The sequence below is a fragment of the Thermophilibacter sp. ET337 genome, from assembly GCF_024733715.1.
GTDB lineage: Bacteria > Actinomycetota > Coriobacteriia > Coriobacteriales > Atopobiaceae > Thermophilibacter.
This window is the reverse complement of the sequence record NZ_JANRHO010000004.1, coordinates 212,735-230,336: the sequence shown is the minus strand read 5'-3', so window position 1 is coordinate 230,336 and position 17,602 is coordinate 212,735. Positions and strand designations below refer to the sequence as shown.

16 protein-coding genes are annotated in these 17,602 nt (G+C 66.3%); 12 read left to right on the top strand and 4 right to left on the bottom strand.

The window, feature by feature from the left end:
• Both NW198_RS05630 and NW198_RS05625 read right to left on the bottom strand, forming a co-directional pair.
• Nucleotides 1-258 (bottom strand): permease prefix domain 1-containing protein (locus tag NW198_RS05630; protein ID WP_258340359.1); only part of this gene is annotated, 258 nt, incomplete at its 3' end.
• Entirely contained in the window at nt 255-605 is a 351-nt protein-coding gene (locus NW198_RS05625; protein WP_087316871.1) for a PadR family transcriptional regulator, read from the bottom strand. The genes NW198_RS05625 and NW198_RS05630, both read right to left, overlap by 4 nt.
• 168 nt (nt 606-773) lie before the next feature.
• Here NW198_RS05625 and murI point away from each other — a divergent pair, with 168 nt between their 5' ends.
• The gene (gene murI, locus NW198_RS05620; protein ID WP_258340358.1) at nt 774-1,553 is read left to right on the top strand and encodes a glutamate racemase; all 780 of its coding nucleotides are present in this window, start codon (nt 774-776) and stop codon (nt 1,551-1,553) included.
• A 248-nt stretch (nt 1,554-1,801) separates the two neighbouring features.
• Here the strand turns inward: murI and NW198_RS05615 are convergent, their stop codons facing one another.
• Nucleotides 1,802-2,686 (bottom strand): DegV family protein, encoded by an 885-nt coding sequence (locus tag NW198_RS05615; RefSeq protein ID WP_258340357.1) that lies wholly within the window; start codon nt 2,684-2,686, stop codon nt 1,802-1,804.
• Between the two features lie 98 nt (nt 2,687-2,784).
• On the opposite strand from NW198_RS05615, the gene NW198_RS05610 reads away from it, so the two are divergent.
• The 11 genes from NW198_RS05610 (at nt 2,785) to NW198_RS05560 (ending at nt 16,778) form a co-directional block, all read left to right on the top strand.
• Nucleotides 2,785-4,500 (top strand): M3 family oligoendopeptidase, encoded by a 1,716-nt coding sequence (locus NW198_RS05610; RefSeq protein ID WP_258340356.1) that lies wholly within the window; start codon nt 2,785-2,787, stop codon nt 4,498-4,500.
• A 91-nt stretch (nt 4,501-4,591) separates the two neighbouring features.
• A complete protein-coding gene (locus NW198_RS05605; RefSeq protein ID WP_258340355.1) occupies nt 4,592-5,110 on the top strand; it encodes a hypothetical protein in 519 nt (172 codons plus the stop codon).
• Nucleotides 5,107-6,306, top strand: coding sequence for a helix-turn-helix transcriptional regulator (locus NW198_RS05600; RefSeq protein ID WP_258340354.1), 1,200 nt, complete (start codon nt 5,107-5,109; stop codon nt 6,304-6,306). The genes NW198_RS05605 and NW198_RS05600 overlap by 4 nt, the downstream gene beginning before the upstream one ends.
• Before the next feature lie 405 nt (nt 6,307-6,711).
• Nucleotides 6,712-7,947 carry an MFS transporter gene (locus NW198_RS05595; protein WP_258340353.1) on the top strand — a complete coding sequence of 412 codons (1,236 nt, stop codon included), beginning with the start codon at nt 6,712-6,714 and terminating at the stop codon, nt 7,945-7,947.
• 244 nt (nt 7,948-8,191) lie between these two features.
• The gene (locus NW198_RS05590; RefSeq protein WP_258340352.1) at nt 8,192-8,770 is read left to right on the top strand and encodes a GNAT family N-acetyltransferase; all 579 of its coding nucleotides are present in this window, start codon (nt 8,192-8,194) and stop codon (nt 8,768-8,770) included.
• Between the two features lie 279 nt (nt 8,771-9,049).
• Complete coding sequence (locus tag NW198_RS05585; protein WP_258340351.1) at nt 9,050-11,323, top strand: ABC transporter substrate-binding protein; 2,274 nt, start codon at nt 9,050-9,052, stop codon at nt 11,321-11,323.
• A 201-nt stretch (nt 11,324-11,524) separates the two neighbouring features.
• On the top strand, nt 11,525-12,511 hold the full coding sequence (locus NW198_RS05580) for an ABC transporter permease (protein WP_087316897.1): 987 nt from the start codon (nt 11,525-11,527) through the stop codon (nt 12,509-12,511).
• Between the two features lie 17 nt (nt 12,512-12,528).
• Nucleotides 12,529-14,214 (top strand): ABC transporter permease, encoded by a 1,686-nt coding sequence (locus tag NW198_RS05575; RefSeq protein ID WP_258340350.1) that lies wholly within the window; start codon nt 12,529-12,531, stop codon nt 14,212-14,214.
• A gap of 13 nt (nt 14,215-14,227) precedes the next feature.
• Nucleotides 14,228-15,454: an ABC transporter ATP-binding protein gene (locus NW198_RS05570; protein WP_087316885.1), complete on the top strand. Its 1,227-nt coding sequence runs from the start codon at nt 14,228-14,230 to the stop codon at nt 15,452-15,454.
• Nucleotides 15,454-16,479 carry an ABC transporter ATP-binding protein gene (locus NW198_RS05565; RefSeq protein WP_087316887.1) on the top strand — a complete coding sequence of 342 codons (1,026 nt, stop codon included), beginning with the start codon at nt 15,454-15,456 and terminating at the stop codon, nt 16,477-16,479. The genes NW198_RS05570 and NW198_RS05565 overlap by 1 nt, the downstream gene beginning before the upstream one ends.
• Nucleotides 16,480-16,484: 5 nt before the next feature.
• Nucleotides 16,485-16,778: a hypothetical protein gene (locus NW198_RS05560; protein WP_258340349.1), complete on the top strand. Its 294-nt coding sequence runs from the start codon at nt 16,485-16,487 to the stop codon at nt 16,776-16,778.
• A gap of 140 nt (nt 16,779-16,918) precedes the next feature.
• Here NW198_RS05560 and NW198_RS05555 read toward each other — a convergent pair whose 3' ends face one another.
• The gene (locus NW198_RS05555; protein WP_258340347.1) at nt 16,919-17,599 is read right to left on the bottom strand and encodes a PspA/IM30 family protein; all 681 of its coding nucleotides are present in this window, start codon (nt 17,597-17,599) and stop codon (nt 16,919-16,921) included.
• Nucleotides 17,600-17,602 lie beyond the last annotated feature (3 nt).

The following is a 17,602-nucleotide window of genomic DNA, read 5'->3' as shown; positions in this document are numbered from 1 at the left end:
CGCGCGCGTGGGAGCCTCCGGTCCGTCTGGCGCCGCGGGCCCGTCGTCCCTCTCGCCCATGACGTCGTCCACGCTCGTCACGGCCTCACAGGTGCGACGGTACGCCTCCTCGGCGCTCATCCCCTGGGCCACGTAGTCGTCGTAGCGGGCCACGAGATTGCCGTAGATCTCCTCCTTGAGCTCTATGGTCTCGGCGTCGAGCGTGCGGCCCTCGAAGAGGTGCTCGACGTGCATCCGGATGTCGCTCCTGTCACTCATTTGGTGCCTCCGTCCTGCCTGAGAAGTCGGTCGATGATGTTTCGTGCCCTGACCCAGCGCGCGGTCGCCTCCGTCAGCTCGACGCGGCCCGGGTCGGTGATGTGGTAGTACTTGCGTCGGGCGCCCTGGGACTCGTTGCCCCAGTAGCTCTCCACGAGCCCCTGCCCCTCCAGGCGCTTGAGGCTCGTGTACAGCGAGGGCTCCTTCATCTCGTAGGCCCCTGCGCTCGTCTGCGCGACGTCCTTCAAGATCTCGTAGCCGTAGGAGTCGCCGTCCGAGAGCGTGCACAGGACGATGGCGTCGATGTTGCCGCGGATGAGGTCGCTCTCTGCGTCTCTCGTTGCCATGGTCACCTCCCTCGTGTCGTTCTCTGTGAGAGTAGTGTACTCGATACTACTATGCGTGTCGATATACCTTCGTAGAAATATAACTGTGAGTGGCAGTAATCTGCGGGCGAGAGGCGGGCAGCGCAATGCGCTATCCTTGCCTTGGTCACTCGAGGCGAGGGAGGTGTCATGGGGGAGCGGTCAGACGGCTTTGTCGGGGTCTTTGACTCCGGTCTGGGCGGCATCAGCGTGCTGCGCTCGCTGGTGGCCGAGCTCCCGCACGAGGACTTCCGCTACTTCGGTGACTCCGCCAACGCCCCGTATGGCGAGAAGGCCGAGGCGCAGGTGCTCGAGCTCTCCCAGGGCATCGCCGAGCGCTTCCTCGCGGACGGCGCCAAGGCCATCGTCATCGCCTGCAACACCGCGACCTCGGCCGCGGCAGCGACCCTGCGCGCCGCGCACCCGGACGTCCCGATCGTGGGCATCGAGCCCGCGCTCAAGCCCGCCGCCCGCGCCTTCCCGCGCGGCCGCATCCTCGTGATGGCCACCGAGATGACCCTGCACCTGGACAAGTACCATGAGCTCGCGCGAGCCTGGGGAGGGGAGTGCGAGGTCGTTCCCGTTCCGTGCCCGGGTCTCGCCGCGCGCATCGAGCGCGGGGACCTCGACGCGCCGGACCTTGCCGAGATGGTCGCGGGCCTGGTGGGCGGCTATGCCGGATCGATCGACGCCGTCGTTTTGGGATGCACGCACTACCCCTTCGTGCGCGCGCAGATCGCCCGTGCGCTCGGGCCGGGGGTCGCCTTCTTTGACGGCGGCGCGGGCACGGCGCGCCAGCTGCGCGCCCGTCTCACCGACGAAGGCCTGCTCTCCGAGTGTGACCGCTCTGGGCGCGTGTCGTTTGCCTCGAGCCTCGACACCCCGCACGAGCTGGCCCTTTACCAGAGCTTCTTCTCTATGCCGCTCTAGGCGCCCGTGCAAAAGGCCCGCACTCATGAGTGCGGGCCGGAAGTGCGGGCAGATGTGGACGGGTGGAGGCTCGAGTGCGGGCCGCCGCCCGCTGTTTGCGCTCGAGTGCGGGCATCGAGTGACTGCCAGGCCGCACTCGATGAGCGGGCCGAGAAGTGCGGGCGGCCTACCGGGAAACGCCGAGAAGTGCACGCGGCCTCCAGGGAAACGCCGAGAAGTGCGGGCGCCTCGCCTCGTCGCTCTTCTCGCTAGACGCGCTTCTTGCCCCAGAAGAACAGGGCCACGGTGCCGGGGCCGGTGTGCACGCCGATGGTGGCGCCGATGGGGAAGACCTCGACCTTGCCGTCGAGCTTGGGGAAGCGCTCCTCCACGCGCGCGGCGACCTCGAGGGCGTCGGCCTTGCACTCGGACTGGCTGATGTAGCACTTGCCGGAGTAGTCGAGGCCGTCCTCGGCGAGCTCCTCCATCTTCTCGACCACGCGCTTCTCGGCCTTGGCCTTGGTGCGGATCTTCTCCTTCACGGCGAGCGAGCCGTCGGGCGCCACGTCCATCACGGGGCAGATCTTGAGCATGCCGCCCACGAGGCCGGCGGCCTTGGAGATGCGCCCGCCGCGGATGAAAAACGTCAGGTCGGACGAGAAGAACCAGTGCTGGACCTCGCTCTTGTGCTCCTCGGCCCACGCGGCGAGCTCGGCTGCGCCCATCCCGGAGTCGCGCAGCTCGGCGAGCTTGTCCATGAGCAGGCCGTAGCCCGAGGATGCGGCGAGCGAGTCCACCACAAAGACGCGGCGCCCCGGGTACTTCTCGGCCAGCTGGTCGCGCGCGGCGCAGGCGGAGTTGAAGGTGCCGGAGATGCCGGAGGAGAGCGTCACGTGCACGACGTCCTGCCCGGCGGCGAGGAACGGCTCGAAGTGGGCCATGTAGTCGCCGGCGCTGATCTGGGAGGTCTTGGCGTCGGCGCCGGCGAGCATCTTGGCGTAGAGCTGGGCGGGCGGGTTGGTGGCGCCAAAGTCGTCCTTGCAGACCTTGCCGTCGAGGTAGTAGTTGAAGAAGAGGTACTTGATGTCGCGCGCCTCGAGCCAGTCGCGCGTGACGTCGGCGGTGGAGCAGCAGCTGAGAACGTAGCCGGGCATACAGTCTCCCTCGGACGGGTACAATACCGTCTCGAATCATAGCCGAAACCGCGCGAGCCGGGTTCCGCACGCGCGCCGCGAAAAGGGAGGTTGCCCCCATGACCGAGCCCGTGAAGTTCAAGGACATGCCCTACGAGCGCCCCGACCTCGAGGCCGTGAAGGCGGAGTACGCCCGCCTGGCGCAGGCGCTGGCCGACGCCGAGACCCCCGAGGCCGCCGACGCGGTGTTTCTCGAGAAGGACCAGCTCGACCGTCACACACAGACCGCAGCCGAGCTCGCGATGATCCGCCACGTCATCGACACGCGCGACGAGTTCTACGACGCCGAGGCCTCCTTCTGGGACGAGGCCCAGCCTGAGCTCCAGCAGGCCTCAGACGCCTTCACCGCCGCCCTCCTTGCCTCGCCCTTCCGCCCCCAGCTGGAGGAGAGGTACGGCACGCTGCTCTTTGCCCAGGCCGAGCAGGAGCGCCGTACCATCGACCCGGCCATCGTTGAGGACATGAAGCGCGAGAACGCCCTCGCGCAGGAGTACGTGAAGCTCATCGCCTCCGCGCAGATCCCCTTTGAGGGCGGCACCTACACGCTCTCGCAGCTCACGCCGTTCAAGAAGTCCGCGGACGACGCTCAGCGCCTGGCGGCCTGGAAGGCGGAGGGTGCCTGGTACAAGGAGCACCAGGCGGACTTCGACCGCATCTACGACGAGCTCACCCACGTGCGCGACGCCATGGGCAGGAAGCGCGGCTATAAGAACTACCTGCCGCTCGGCTACGATCGCATGGGCCGGCTCTCCTACGGGCGCGAGGACGTGGAGCGCTTCCGCGAGGCCGTGCGCACCTACGTGGTGCCGCTGGCCGACAAGATCTATCGCGCGCAGGGCTCCCGCCTGGGCGTGGAGTACCCGCTCTCCTTCGCCGACGAGGCGCTCTCCTTCCGCTCCGGCAACCCCGCCCCGCGCGGAGGCGCCGACGACATCCTCGAGGCCGGACGCACCTTCTACCGCGCGCTGAGTCCCGAGACCGGCGAGTTCTTCGACATGATGCTCGACCGCGACCTCATGGACGTGCTCTCCACCGAGGGCAAGGCCGGCGGCGGCTTCATGACGCAGATCCCTGACTACGACGTGCCCTTCATCTTTGCCAACTTCAACGGCACGCAGGGCGACGTCGAGGTGGTCACGCACGAGGCGGGCCACGCGTTCTCCTACTACATGAACACCCACGTGGTGCCCATCACCCTCTCCATGCCCTCGATGGAGGCCTGCGAGGTCCACTCGATGTCCATGGAGTTCATGGCGTGGCCGTGGGCCGAGGAGTTCTTTGGCGACGACGCGCGCAAGTACCGCTACGCGCACCTGGCTGGCGCCATCACCTTCATCCCGTACGGCACGATGGTCGACCACTTCCAGCACGAGGTCTACGAGCACCCCGAGATGACGCCCGCCGAGCGCCACGCCACCTGGAAACGGCTGCTGGGCGTCTACATGCCTTGGATGCGCCTCGACGGCGAGATTCCCTTCTACGCGGACGGCGAGGGCTGGCAGCGCCAGCACCACATCTACGAGAACCCGCTCTACTACATTGACTACTGCCTCGCGCAGACGGTCTCCCTGGAGTTCTGGGCGATGTCGCAGGACGACTTCGCAAACGCCTGGGAGCACTACATGGCCTACACGCGCCAGGGCGGCACGCGCGCCTTCACGGACCTGCTCGCCCACGCGGGCATGACCTCGCCCTTCGACGAGGGCTGCCTCAAGGCCATCTGCGAGCGCGCCACTGCCTGGCTCGACTCCTACGACCTGACCGGCATCGCGTAACAGACGAGAAGGTGCGGCGTGCCGGCTTGACAATGTCGACAGGTTATATTGTCAAGCTGCCCACGCCGCGGCACGGAAAGGCGAGAAGAACGTGAGGAAGAAGGCCCGCGAGCGCCTCAAGGACTTTGGCCCGGACGACAACGGGAAGATGGCCTACCTCGGCGACCACGTGCGCCTGGCTGACGGCCACGACCGTCGCCGCCTGCTCAGGACGCTCTGGGCGGCGTGCGGGGTGGCCGCCGCCGCCGCCGTGGGCGCCTCGCTCGCCAACCCGGCGGGGCTCTCCGGCTGCCCTTACGTGGTGATGCCCTACATGCTGCAGTTCGTGGCGCTCGTATGGGTGCTCTGGGGCATGGGCCGGCTCTCCGTTGCCGGCGAGCGCGTCCGCGCCTACGTGCGCGACGAGACCGTGGGGGCGCTGCCGCTGCGCTGCGTCGTGGCGGCCGCCCTGGGACTTGTGGCGGCGGCGGGGGAGGTCGTCTTCATCGCGACCTCCGGCGCCGTCCCCGTGGCGGCCGACCTCGCGTTTCTCGCCTGCGAGGTCGTGGCGGTGGCGGCGCTCGTGGCCGTGCGCCGCGCCTGTCTCGACACCGCCTGGGAGTCCGCGTGATCGCCGGGGTCGGTGCGCTCGTCCGCCGCGAGCGCCTCGCGCGCGACTGGAGCCTCAAGGGCCTGGCCCACGGCATCTGCGCCGTCTCCTACCTCTCCAAGATCGAGCGCGGCGAGGCCGATCCCAGCCCGGAAGTCACGGACGCCCTGCTTGAGCGCCTGGGCATCGCGTGGCACGACGACGAGGCGTTTCTCGCCCGCGCGCGCGACGTGCTGGACCGCGGCTTCGACGCCGTCCTCTCCTTTGACGAGGCCGCGTTCCCGGCGCTGCGCGACGAGCTCGCGGGCCTTGCCGCCGACCTCGCGACGAGCCCGCTCGTGGCGGAGGCGACGCTGCTCGAGGGGCTTCTCGCCAAGCCCGTCCGTCCGGCCGACCCCGAGCTCGAGGTCCTTCTCGACGGGAGACTGCTCGGCCTGCAGCGGCTCGCCCAGGGTCGCTACGAGGACGCGCTGCGGCTCAATCCCTGTGCGTACGCGTACCTCAAGGCCGGCGCGGCCGCCTACGAGAGCGGCGAGAAGAACTACGCCCCGGCGATCGACCTCCTTCGGCAGGCCTATGAGCTGGCCGCGCGGGAGGGTCGGGCGCGCGTGATGCTCTCGGCCAAGGTCTGTCTGGGCAACTGCTACTGCAATCAGCTCGACTTCGAGAACATGGAGGTCGAGTACCGCGTCGCCGGCCGGCTGGCGCGCACGCTGGGCGAGAAGGACCTGCTGCGGACGATCTCCTACAACACCGCGTCCGCCCACGCCGAGTGCGGGCACTTCGAGCGGGCCTACGCGTTCTTCTCGACGCTCGAGGACCCGAGCGCGCTCGACCTGCACAAGCTCGCGGTGTGCTGCGAGGGGCTGGGCCGGCGCGACGAGGCGCTCGCGGCGCTCGACCGCGTGCCCGAGGCGCGACGCGAGCCGCGCACCGAGGTGGGGGAGGATCTTGCGGGCGAGCTCTGCGACGTGGTGCGCTTTCGCCTGGAGCACCCCGACTACCTGCGACGCCCCGAATACGGCAAGGCGCTGCTCGCCGTCTTTGCGCGCTGCCGGGCGGAGCTGCCCATCGGCTTTGCGGCCTTTCACCTGCCGTGGGTCCTCGAGTGGCACACGGCCAACCGCCAGTACCGCGCCGCCTTCGAGCTCGAGCGCGACTTCCCGCTCAAGCTCCCCGCGGCCGTTGAATATGACGGCGCGAGCGGGGTACAATAGGCTCGACGGCCGCCTACGTTGGCAGACCTAGGCAGTGCCGTTACTTACGTTGCGAGCCGCTGGCGCCTAGCGCTGGCGGCTCTCGTGTTCACCGGACTTCCTACGCACCTCCCGAACGAGCCTTACTATCGCCATGACGAGGCTGACGCACCTCTCTAGAAACGCAACGACCTCAGAGACGTCCATCGGCATCACCTCCCCTCGCGGGAACGGCGCTGCCCTCGGTACGCGGTTTGACCGCCGAGCCGTGTGGGGATTGTACCCAATGCCGCCGGTTTCTCTCACAAATGCCAACTTAGCTTCTATCATCGCCCGTAATCTTGAAACGTTTTCTCAAAACATCGTCGCTCTTCTCGCTTAAGTTGCCGCCATACTAAAAACAGGCAACGAGAAGGACGGTGAGACATGGCAGCGACCACCCTCTGGACGCGTGACTTCACGCTCGTGACCGTGGCCTCCGCGCTCGGGGCGATCGGCAGCATCGCGGGCAGCTTCGCGCTCTCGTTTCTGGTCTTCGACGAGACGGGATCCACGCTCGCCTCGGCGCTCGTCCTGGCCATCCAGCTCGTGCCGTACTTCGTGGTGCCTATCGCGGCCGCGCCGTGGATGGACCGTCTTCCGCGCAAGCCCTTCCTCGTGGCGGGCGACTGCGTGAACGCCGTCCTCTACGCGCTCGCCGGGCTGTATCTGATGCGCTGCAGCTTCTCGTACGTGGGCTACCTCGTCTTCTCGCTGATCATTTCCTCCCTCGGCGCGTTTGACGAGCTGGCGTACAACTCCATGTACCCCAAGCTGATCCCCCAGGGCATGGAGCAGCGCGGCTACACGGTCTCGTCGATGCTCTACCCGGTCATGAACGTCATGATGATGCCGGTGGCGGGCGTGCTCTACGAGACGGTGGGCGTGGGCTGGGTGCTCGTGGCGCAGGGCTGCCTCTCCGCGGCGGCAGCGGCCGTGGAGAGCCGCATCCGCGTGCGCGAGGAGCGGCGCATGGGCGGCGAGCGCGCGTCGCTGGCGCTGTGGTGGGCCGACGTCCGCGAGGCGGCCCGCTACCTGCGAGGCGAGCGCGGGCTCGCCAACATGTACGTCTACCAGGCCGTGACCAACGGCGTCGCGAGCGGTTTCGCGCCGCTGCTCGTGGCGTACTTCTCCACCACGCCGGGGCTCTCGCCCGCGCTCTACGCGCTCTTCTCGGTCGCGGAGTTTGCCGGGCGCAGCTTGGGCGGCGTCGTGCAGTATCGCCTCCGCGTCCCCGACGAGCGCAAGTTCGGCATCTGCTTTGGCGTCTACAACCTCTACGAGCTCATGGACATGGCGCTTTTGTGGCTGCCGTACCCGCTCATGCTGGCCAATCGCGCGATCGTGGGCTTCTGCGGCATCAACAGCGCCACGCTGCGGCAGGCGGCGGTGCAGACCTACCTGCCCGACGAGCTGCGCGCCCGCATGAACGCCTTCGAGGGCGCGATCGTCGTGGCGGGGCGCAGCGCGCTCACGCTGGTGGTGGGGGCGCTGGGGGAGGTGCTGGACGTGCGGGCGTGCATGACGCTCGCGGCGGGCTGCGCGCTCGCCGTGTGCTGGGCCACGGTCTGGCGCGCCCGCGCCGACGTCCGCCGGCTGTTTGTGGCGAGCGGCGTGGCGTAGGGCCAGCGTCTGCCCCCTCTTTGGAGCCCTTTTTGGAGGGTATGTACACCCCGCCCGGAGGGTATGTACGCCTCGCGGTTCTTATCGGTTTGCAAACCCGCTGGTAGACGGACTGCCGAGAAGGACGGGCGGGCTGGGACGGTGTACATACCCTAAAGAGGCGGTGTACATACCCTCCTGTTGGCTCGGGATGGGGCGGCGTATAGTCTCTGGAGCGGGGGACAGATGGGACGAAGGGGAGAGCATGGAGAAGGTCGACGTGTGCTGGGAGCGGGCCGACGGTCACATGCTGCGCCTGGCGCGCGCCGAGGACGTGGACGCGTACTGGGCGGGGTTCAACCGGTTTGACCCGGAGGGCGCGCGGCTCACGGGCAGCAAGGACCATTACGAGAAGGACGAGGTCACGAGCTTCTTCCTGCGCTGCGTGGACGACCCCGACCGTCGCGACCTGCTGCTCCTCTCGCCTGACGGCGCGGTGCTGGGCGAGAGCGTGATCAACGAGATCGACTGGGAGGCGAGAAGCGCCAACTTCCGGATCGCCCTCTTTGGCCCGGAGGCGCGTGACCGGGGCCTGGGCAGCTGGGCTACGGCGCTCACGCGCGACCTTGCCTTCGAGGGGCTGGGCCTTCACCGCCTTGAGCTGGACGTCTTCTCGATCAACCCACGCGCGGAGCGCGTCTACGCCAAGGCGGGGTTCGTCCGCGAGGGGGTGTGCCGCGACGCGGTTTTGCTGCCCGACGGCACCTACTGCGACGACGTCCTCATGGCGATCCTCGAGGACGAGTGGCGTGAGCTGCGGGCCGTGACGAACTTGACAAACTAACCTGACGTGAATGTTAACGTGACGAACTTGACAATCTAACCTGACGTGAATGTCAAACCCGACGCGTCAACCTCTTTGGGAATATGCCGTTTGGCGGATGATATACTACCGTTCATCGGAATCGGAGAAACTGGTTTGTAACCAGTGCGTGAAAGCGCGCGGCGTTCGGGCTGGTTTCAGATTTCAAAAAAGTAAACTGCCTAACGCACGTACCGTGTCGCGCTGGGGAGCGCGTCGCGGTCCTAATCATCCCCGCTTACGGGAGGAAAGGTAGGGAACATGCTCGTTACCAGAAGGAACATGCTCGGCCTGTCCGCGGCCACCATGGGCGCCCTCGCGCTCGCCGCGTGCAACAACACCACCGAGCAGACCGGTGACAACGGTGACGCCAACACCGGCGATCACGCCGGCACGCTCGTCGTCGCCGGCAACGGCCTCGAGGGCAAGTTCTGCCCGCTGTTCACCGCTTCCGCGGCTGACCAGGACGTCGTGAGCTTCAACAACATCGCGCTCCTCATGACCGACCGCATGGCCGAGCCCGTCCTCAACGCCATCGAGGGCGAGACCAAGGAGTACAACGGCACCGAGTACACCTACACCGGTCCCGCTGACATCTCCATGGAGGAGAACGCCGACGGCACCGTCACCTACACGGTGAAGATGCGCGACGACATCAAGTTCCACGACGGCAACCCGGTCACCATCGACGACGCGATCTTCACCTTCTACGCGTACTTCGACCCGACCTACGACGGCTCCGCCACCCTCTACTCCAACGACATCGTCGGTCTGCAGGAGTACCGCTCCGGCATGGCCACGCTGGCCTCCCTCATCGGCAACGCCGGCCGTGACAACACCGACTTCACCTACTGGACCCAGGAGCAGCAGGACGCCTTCTGGGCGGCCGTGGATGACGGCGGCACCAAGTTCGCCCAGGAGATCGTCGACTACATGATGGAGAACGGCGCCACCGACGTCGCCTCCGCCGCCGCCGGCTGGAACTACCCCGACCTGCCCGCCGACGCCACCGCCACCGACTTCTTCGAGGCCATCGGCGCCGCCTACGACTGGAACTTCTCCGCGTGCGAGGCCGAGACCGCCGGCTCCGCCCTCTCCGACCTCATCCCCGAGGACGTCTACGCCATGGGCACCCAGGGCGTTGAGACCGGCGACGCCGCCCCGAACGTCTCCGGCATCGTCAAGGTCGACGACTACACCATGACCGTCACCACCAACGGCGTCGACGCCACGATGATCTACCAGCTCTCCATCGCCCCGTGCTCCTACAAGTACTACGGCGACGAGTCGCTCTACGACTACGAGAACAACTCCTTCGGCTTCACCAAGGGCGACCTCTCCAAGGCCCGCAGCCTCAACGGCCAGCCCATGGGCTCCGGCGCCTTCAAGTTCGACGACTACACCTCGGGCACCGTCCACATGTCCGCCAACGCCGACTACTACAAGGGCGCCCCGAAGGTCTCCAACCTCAACGTCGTTGAGACCCAGGAGGCCGATATGGTGACCGGCGTCCAGGCCGGCACCCTCGACGTCTCCCAGCCGTCCTACTCCATGGAGGTCGAGAGCCAGATCAAGGAGATCAACGGCAACGACGACGTCAACGGTGACGTCCTCTCCACCTTCCTGCACGACTTCCGCGGCTACGGCTACATCGCCGCTGCTGCCGGCAACGTCTGCGTGAACGGCGAGCCCGCCTCCGACGCCTCCAAGGCGCTCCGCAAGGGCATCTTCACCCTCATCGCCGCCTACCGTGACTCCGGCGTCGCCTCCTACTACGGTGACACCGCCTCCGTCCTCAACTACCCGATCTCCACCTCCTCCTGGGCCTCGCCCAACGAGACGGACCCGGGCTACGAGGTCTGCTACTCCACCGACGCCTCCGGCAACCCGCTCTACACCGCTGACATGAGCGAGGAGGACCGCTACGCCGCCGCCCTCCAGGGCGCCCTCAGCTGGTTTGAGGCCGCGGGCTTCACCGTCGCTGACGGCAAGGTCACCGCTGCCCCCGCCGGCGTCAAGCTCAATGCCGAGGGCGTGCCGAGCTTCCAGTGCAACATCGGTGGCGGCGGCCAGGGCGACCACCCCACGTTCATGATCCTGCAGGAGGCCAAGGAGGCCTTCGCCTCGATTGGCATCGACTTCATCGTGAACGACATCGCCAACTCCGCCGACCTCTTCGCGTCCTACCAGTCCGGCGCCGCCGAGATGTGGTGCGCCGCCTGGCAGTCCACGGCTGACCCCGACATGTACCAGCTCTACCACAGCCAGGGCTCCACGAACTACTACCAGATCGACGACGCTGACCTCGACGAGCTCATCGAGGCCGGCCGTCAGAGCCTCGACACCGAGAGCCGCAAGCCCATCTACAAGGAGGCCATGGACATCATTCTCGACTGGGGCGTCGAGCTTCCTGTCTACCAGCGCTCCGAGTGCACGCTCGTCTCCAGCGAGCGCGTGAACGTCGACTCCGTCGTCAAGGACCAGACCCCGTACTGGACCTGGAAGGACGAGATCGAGAAGCTCGAGCTCAAGTAGTTCAGTCTTTCCCAAGCTAAGACGGGTTGGGCGCGGCGGCGATGAGCCGTCGCGCCCCGCCGCTTAGCTGAAGGAGCCTTCCCTGTTGGATTAGAGACCTCCTTCCCGCGCTGGGAGCATAAGGAGCCTGCGCCTTCCAGCGCAGAAAAGGGGTCTCTTCTGCCCGCAAGCGCGGGCATGAGTGAGAGGAGCGTTTGCGACGTGAGAACCTACATCGCCAAGCGCATCGGAATCTCGGTCATCATCTTGTTCTGCGTGACCTTCATCATCTATGGCCTGATGCGCGCGCTGCCGTCCTCCTACGTGGAGACCATGGCCATGCAGCTCTCCCAGGCCCCCGGCGCCAAGCCCTATGACGAGTGGCTCGCCCAGCTCAACGCCCAGTACGGCCTGGACCTGCCGGTCCCCATCGGCTACGTCACCTGGCTCGGCGACTTCCTCACCGGCAACTTCGGCGACTCCTGGAAGTTCAACGTGCCGGTGCTGACCGAGTTCTACAACACGATCGGCATCTCGTTTGCCATGGGCGGCCTCGCCTTCGTGTTCTCTACCGCCATCGCGGTGCCCCTGGGCATCTTCGCCGCCACCCACCAGTACTCCAAGGGCGACTACATCATCTCCGCCGTCGCGCTCGCGGGCATCTCGCTGCCCACGTTCTTCTTCGCGACCCTGCTCAAGCTGGTCTTCTCGGTGGGCCTCGGCTGGTTTGACCTCTACGGCCTCATGGGCCGCGACTTCGCCCAGCTCGACGCCGTCGGCCAGGCGCTCGACATGGTCAACCACATGGTGATGCCCGTCGTGACGCTCACGGTGATCCAGATCGGCTCGCTGATGCGCTACACGCGCACCAACATGCTCGAGGTCCTGAACGCCGACTACATCCGCACGGCGCGCACCAAGGGCCTGCCCGAGCACAAGGTCATCTACAAGCACGCGTTCCGCAACACCCTCATCCCGCTCGTGACCGTCATCGGCGGGTCCCTCCCCGGCCTTTTCTCGGGCGCCCTCATCACCGAGACGCTGTTCATGATCCCGGGAACCGGCTACACGTCCTACCAGGCCATGACGGCCGGAGACATCCCCTACACGATGTTCTTCCTGACCTTCATCGCCGTCATCACGCTGCTCTCCAACCTCCTGACCGACATCCTCTACGCGGTGGTCGACCCCCGCGTTCGCATCTCCTAGGAAGGCGGGTGTAACTCATGAGCGATTCCAAGAACGGCATGCCCGCCGAGAAGAACGATCAGGTCGAGAACAACGACCAGCAGTACTCCCTCAACGATGACCGCCGCGTGAAGGTGCTCTCCCCGGGCGCGCTTATCGCCAAGCGCTTCTTCCGCAACCGCCTGGCCGTCGTGGGTCTCGTCATCCTCGTGGTGATGTTCCTGTTCTCGTTCCTGGGCGGTGTCATCAGCCCCTACGGCCAGGATGAGACCTTCTCCACCACCACCCAGCTCAACACGCAGTACGCCGGCATCACCGAGACCACCACGCGCCGCTACACCGCGGCCGAGGGCGCCGACTTTGGCGCCCTGGTCCAGGCCAACGCCAACAGCGCCATCAACGAGGGCGCCACGTCCTTCGAGCGCGACGGCGTGACCTACACGATCGAGCAGCCCGCCCCCGACCTCTACACCTTCAGCTCGGGCGGCAGCATCGTGGCCTACGCCTCCACCTACGTGGTGAGCGTGCCGGCCGGCATGACGACCCCGTCGTTCGACTTCCAGATCGCCGCGATCACGGCCATCTCCGCCGCAAACGCGACCGACGACGCTCCCGCCGAGGACGCCCCTGAGGTCACCGAGGACGGCACCGTCGTCGTCGAGAGCGACGAGGGCGACGCCGCCGCGGACGCCGCGGAGGCCGAGGCCGCCGGCAACACCTTTACCGCCGACGGCGCCACCTACACCTTCGACGAGTCCGGCAACGTGATGGACGCCTCCGGCGCCACCGTCGCGATGGTGAGCCCGTTTGTCATCTCCTCCTCCGACGGCAACACCGTCATTCCCGATGACCTGCGCGAGGCCCTGCTCACCGCCATCGACGCCGACGCGTCCGAGGTCGTCTATACCGACGAGGCTGGCGCCGAGCACTCCTACTCGATTTCCTACGACGCCTACTCCAAGGTCTACAACGTCACCGAGACCACCGAGAACATGGTCTACGACCGCTACGCGAGCCCCTCGCTCGAGCACTGGCTCGGCACGGACGGCAACGGCATGGACATGCTCACCCGCCTCATGTACGGCGGCCGCGTCTCGCTGATCATCGGCTTCATCGTCGTCTTCATCGCCGCCGGCCTGGGCGTCATCATGGGCGGCATCTCCGGCTACTTCGGCGGCTGGGTCGACAACCTCATCATGCGCATCGTCGACATCTTCTACTGCCTGCCCTCGATGCCGATCATCATCATCCTCGGCTCGGCGATGGACGCCATGCGCCTCGACCCCTGGATCCGCATGATTTACCTCATGCTCATCCTCGGCTTCCTGTCCTGGCCTGGCATCGCCCGCCTCGTGCGCGGCCAGATCCTGTCCCTGCGCGAGCAGGAGTTCATGCTCGCCACCGAGGCCACGGGCATCACGGTCCCGCACCGCATCATCCGTCACCTCATCCCCAACGTCATGCCGCAGCTCATCGTCTCCTGCACCATGAGCCTGGGCTCCACGATCATCACCGAGGCGACGCTCTCGTTCCTCGGCCTGGGCGTCAAGTTCCCGTTTGCCTCCTGGGGCAACATCATCTCCGACGTCAACAACGCCTTCGTCATGACCAACTACTGGTTCATCTGGATTCCCGCCGGCATCTGCCTGCTGCTCGCGGTTCTCGGCTTCAACTTCGTGGGCGACGGCCTGCGTGACGCCTTCGACCCGAAGATGAATCGCTAGGGAGGGGTAGCCAATGTTTGGATCTGATAAGAAGAAGGAGGCGGGCTACCTTTCCGCGAAGGAGTCCCGTCGCATCTCCAAGGAGAACCGCAAGATCACCGAGGGCTACGAGAAGCTGCGCAAGCGCAAGAACGTCGACCCCTCCGAGTACGCGTGCGAGATGAAGAACCCGGCCAACGCCGTCGAGTTCGACGATCTGCACACCTGCTTCTTCACGGACACCGGCGTCGTCAAGTCTGTCGACGGCGTCACCTACGAGGTTCCCGTGGGCAAGACGGTGGGCGTGGTCGGCGAGTCCGGCTGCGGCAAGTCGGTCACGTGCCTCTCGCTCATCCAGCTGCTCCAGCGCCCGCAGGGTCAGGTCACCGGCGGCTCGATCCGCCTTAACCTCGGCGACCACGCCATCGACGTGACCAAGGCCCCCGAGGAGGCCATGCAGAAGATTCGCGGCTCCGAGGTCTCGATGATCTACCAGGAGCCCATGACGTCGCTCAACCCCGTCTTCAAGGTGGGCGAGCAGATCGAGGAGGTCATCGCCCTCCACGACGGCAAGGACTGGAGTGCCGACCAGATCAAGGCCCGCGCGATCGAGATGATCGAGACCGTCGGCATCGCCAACTCCGAGGGCGTCTACGGGATGTATCCGCACGAGCTCTCCGGCGGCATGCGCCAGCGCATCATGATCGCCATCGCGCTCGCCTGCAACCCGCGCATCATCATCGCCGACGAGCCCACCACGGCCCTCGACGTGACGATCCAGGCGCAGATCCTCGACCTGCTCCGCTCTCTCAAGGACAAGATCAACTCCTCGATCATCCTCGTCACCCACGACCTGGGCGTCGTGGCCGAGATGGCCGACTACGTCGTGGTCATGTACGCCGGCCGCATCGTCGAGAAGGGCACCGCGGAGGAGATCTTCGACCATCCGGCCCACCCCTACACCATCGGCCTCATGGCTTCCAAGCCGGTCGTGGGCAAGAAGGTCGAGCGCCTCTACTCGATTCCGGGCAAGGTTCCCAACCCGGTCAACATGCCCAACTACTGCTACTTCAAGGATCGCTGCGAGCTCTGCGTCAAGGCGTGCGACGGCGAGTACCCGCACATGGTGCGCCTGTCGCCCACGCATGAGGTGAGCTGCTACCGCTACTACGACAACGCCACGGCCGAGGCCGCCAGCGAGACCGCCGCTGTTCTCGACGACCTCATCTCCGGCACGGGCGCCGAGGGGGAGGACAAGTAATGGCATCCACGAACGCGACTGTGGACGTCACGTCCACGCAGGCCCCCGGCTCCGAGGACATCATCCTCGAGGTCAACGACCTCAAGAAGTACTTCCCGATCAAGGGCGGCATGTTCAACCGCACCCAGGGTTACGTGAAGGCCGTCGACGGCGTGTCCTTCAAGCTGCGCCGCGGCCACACCATGGGCCTCGTGGGCGAGTCCGGCTGCGGCAAGTCCACCACCGGCCGCACCATCCTGCGCCTCGCCGGCGAGAAGACTGGCGGCGACGTGCTCTTCAACGGGCGCGAGGTCTATAGCCTGGGCGCCAAGGAGCTTCACGACGCCCGTACCAAGATGCAGATCATCTTCCAGGACCCGTACTCGAGCCTCTCGCCGCGCCTCCCGATCTCCGAGATCGTGGGCGAGGCCGTCCGCGAGCACAACCTCGTGCCCAAGGACGAGTTCGACGATTACATCGAGAAGGTCATGGAGGAGTGCGGCCTGCAGGCCTACCACAAGATGCGCTATCCGCACGAGTTCTCCGGCGGCCAGCGCCAGCGCATCTGCATCGCGCGCGCCCTCGCCCTGAACCCCGAGTTCATCGTCTGCGACGAGCCGGTCTCGGCGCTCGACGTGTCCATCCAGGCGCAGATCATCAACCTCCTGCACGACCTGCAGGAGGAGCGCGGGCTCACGTACCTCTTCATCAGCCACGACCTCTCCGTCGTCGAGCACATCTCCGACGCGGTGGGCGTCATGTACCTCGGTGGCATGGTCGAGTACGGCCTCACCGCGGACATCTTCAAGAACCCGCTGCACCCCTACACCAAGGCGCTCTTCTCGGCCATCCCCATCCCGGACCCCAAGGCCAAGCAGAACCGCATCGTGCTCGAGGGCTCCATTCCCTCGCCGGCAAACCCGCCCAAGGGCTGCAAGTTCCACACGCGCTGCCCGTTTGCCAAGGACTGCTGCAAGGAGATCGCGCCCGAGCAGAAGGAGCTTGAGCCGGGTCACTTTGTCTCCTGCCACCTCTACGACGAGTAGGGTCCGTGGCTGCGAGGCGCAGGACAGACGACTTTGAGGACGACGGCCGCATCATCGCCGACATGTCGGCGGTGGAGCGGCCGTCGTTTCTGGGGCACGCCCCGCAGCGGGGGAGCGTGCGGCCCTTCGAGCAGCGTGAGCGCCGCCCGAAGATCGAGCTCACGACCAAGGAGCGGATCTGGCTCGCGCTCGGAGCCCTCAAGGCCGGTCTTACGATCGGCTGTATCTACGTCGTGTTTCTCGGCGTGGTAATCGTGGCGCTCATCACCCTCTGGACCACGCTGTCCGGTACGCATTGACAATGTCGTCAGGTTATATTGTCAACGATTCCTCAGCGGTGGTAACGAAAAGCGGGGTGGACGCTCTGAATTGCGTCCGCCCCGCTTTGATGTGACGTTTTAACCTGACGATATTGTCAAATGGTATCTATGAGCCGTTCCTACAGGCCCATCTCGGCCTTGAGGCGGGCGAGCTCGTCGTCCACGGCGGCGTCGCTCGTGGCGCTCGCGTACTTCTCTGCGAGGGCCTCGGCGTCGTCGACGGCCTCGGCAGAGAGCTCCGCCATGGCGTCTGCGGTGTCGAGCATGCGGTCCGCCTTCTCCTCCATGCGGTTGAACGCCTCGATGGCGCTCTCGGCCTTGTCGGAGCCGGAGGTGTAGCCAGCGACCTTCTCCTGCGTCTTGGCCACGGACATCTTTGCCTTGATCGTCTCGCGGCGGCGCTTGAGGTCCTCGATGTCTCCCACGAGCTTGTCGTGCATCTGGCGCATCTTGTCGGCGTTGGCGCGCGCGGCGTCGGCGGCCTTGGAGAGCTCCGCCCCGGACGCCTCGAGCTTCTGCTTCTTAGCCAGAAAGACGCGGGCGTCGTCCTCGTTTCCGGCCCTGAGGGCTTTCTTGGCGAGGTCCTCCATGCGGGCGACCTCGTCGGCGTTGGCGTCGGCGGCGCGCTTGGTGCGAGCCTCCTCGGCCATGACAGAGGCGGTCTCGCGCTTGACCTCGGCGAGCGACTCGGTGAGATCGACGAGGTACTGGTCGACCATCTTGGCGGGGTCCTCGGCCTTCTCGAGCAGCTCGTTGACGTTGGCCTTCACGATGGTGGTGAAGCGGTCCAGAATGCCCATGCT

Bases quoted from the DNA above. Each gene is read 5' to 3' on its own strand.
- NW198_RS05615 (WP_258340357.1), bottom strand. From the start codon at position 2,686: ATGCCCGGCTACGTTCTCAGCTGCTGCTCCACCGCCGACGTCACGCGC.
- NW198_RS05565 (WP_087316887.1), top strand. From the start codon at position 15,454: ATGGCATCCACGAACGCGACTGTGGACGTCACGTCCACGCAGGCCCCC.
- NW198_RS05570 (WP_087316885.1), top strand. From the start codon at position 14,228: ATGTTTGGATCTGATAAGAAGAAGGAGGCGGGCTACCTTTCCGCGAAG.
- NW198_RS05590 (WP_258340352.1), top strand. From the start codon at position 8,192: ATGGAGAAGGTCGACGTGTGCTGGGAGCGGGCCGACGGTCACATGCTG.
- NW198_RS05555 (WP_258340347.1), bottom strand. From the start codon at position 17,599: ATGGGCATTCTGGACCGCTTCACCACCATCGTGAAGGCCAACGTCAAC.
- NW198_RS05625 (WP_087316871.1), bottom strand. From the start codon at position 605: ATGGCAACGAGAGACGCAGAGAGCGACCTCATCCGCGGCAACATCGAC.
- NW198_RS05595 (WP_258340353.1), top strand. From the start codon at position 6,712: ATGGCAGCGACCACCCTCTGGACGCGTGACTTCACGCTCGTGACCGTG.
- murI (WP_258340358.1), top strand. From the start codon at position 774: ATGGGGGAGCGGTCAGACGGCTTTGTCGGGGTCTTTGACTCCGGTCTG.
- NW198_RS05585 (WP_258340351.1), top strand. From the start codon at position 9,050: ATGCTCGTTACCAGAAGGAACATGCTCGGCCTGTCCGCGGCCACCATG.
- NW198_RS05610 (WP_258340356.1), top strand. From the start codon at position 2,785: ATGACCGAGCCCGTGAAGTTCAAGGACATGCCCTACGAGCGCCCCGAC.
- NW198_RS05575 (WP_258340350.1), top strand. From the start codon at position 12,529: ATGAGCGATTCCAAGAACGGCATGCCCGCCGAGAAGAACGATCAGGTC.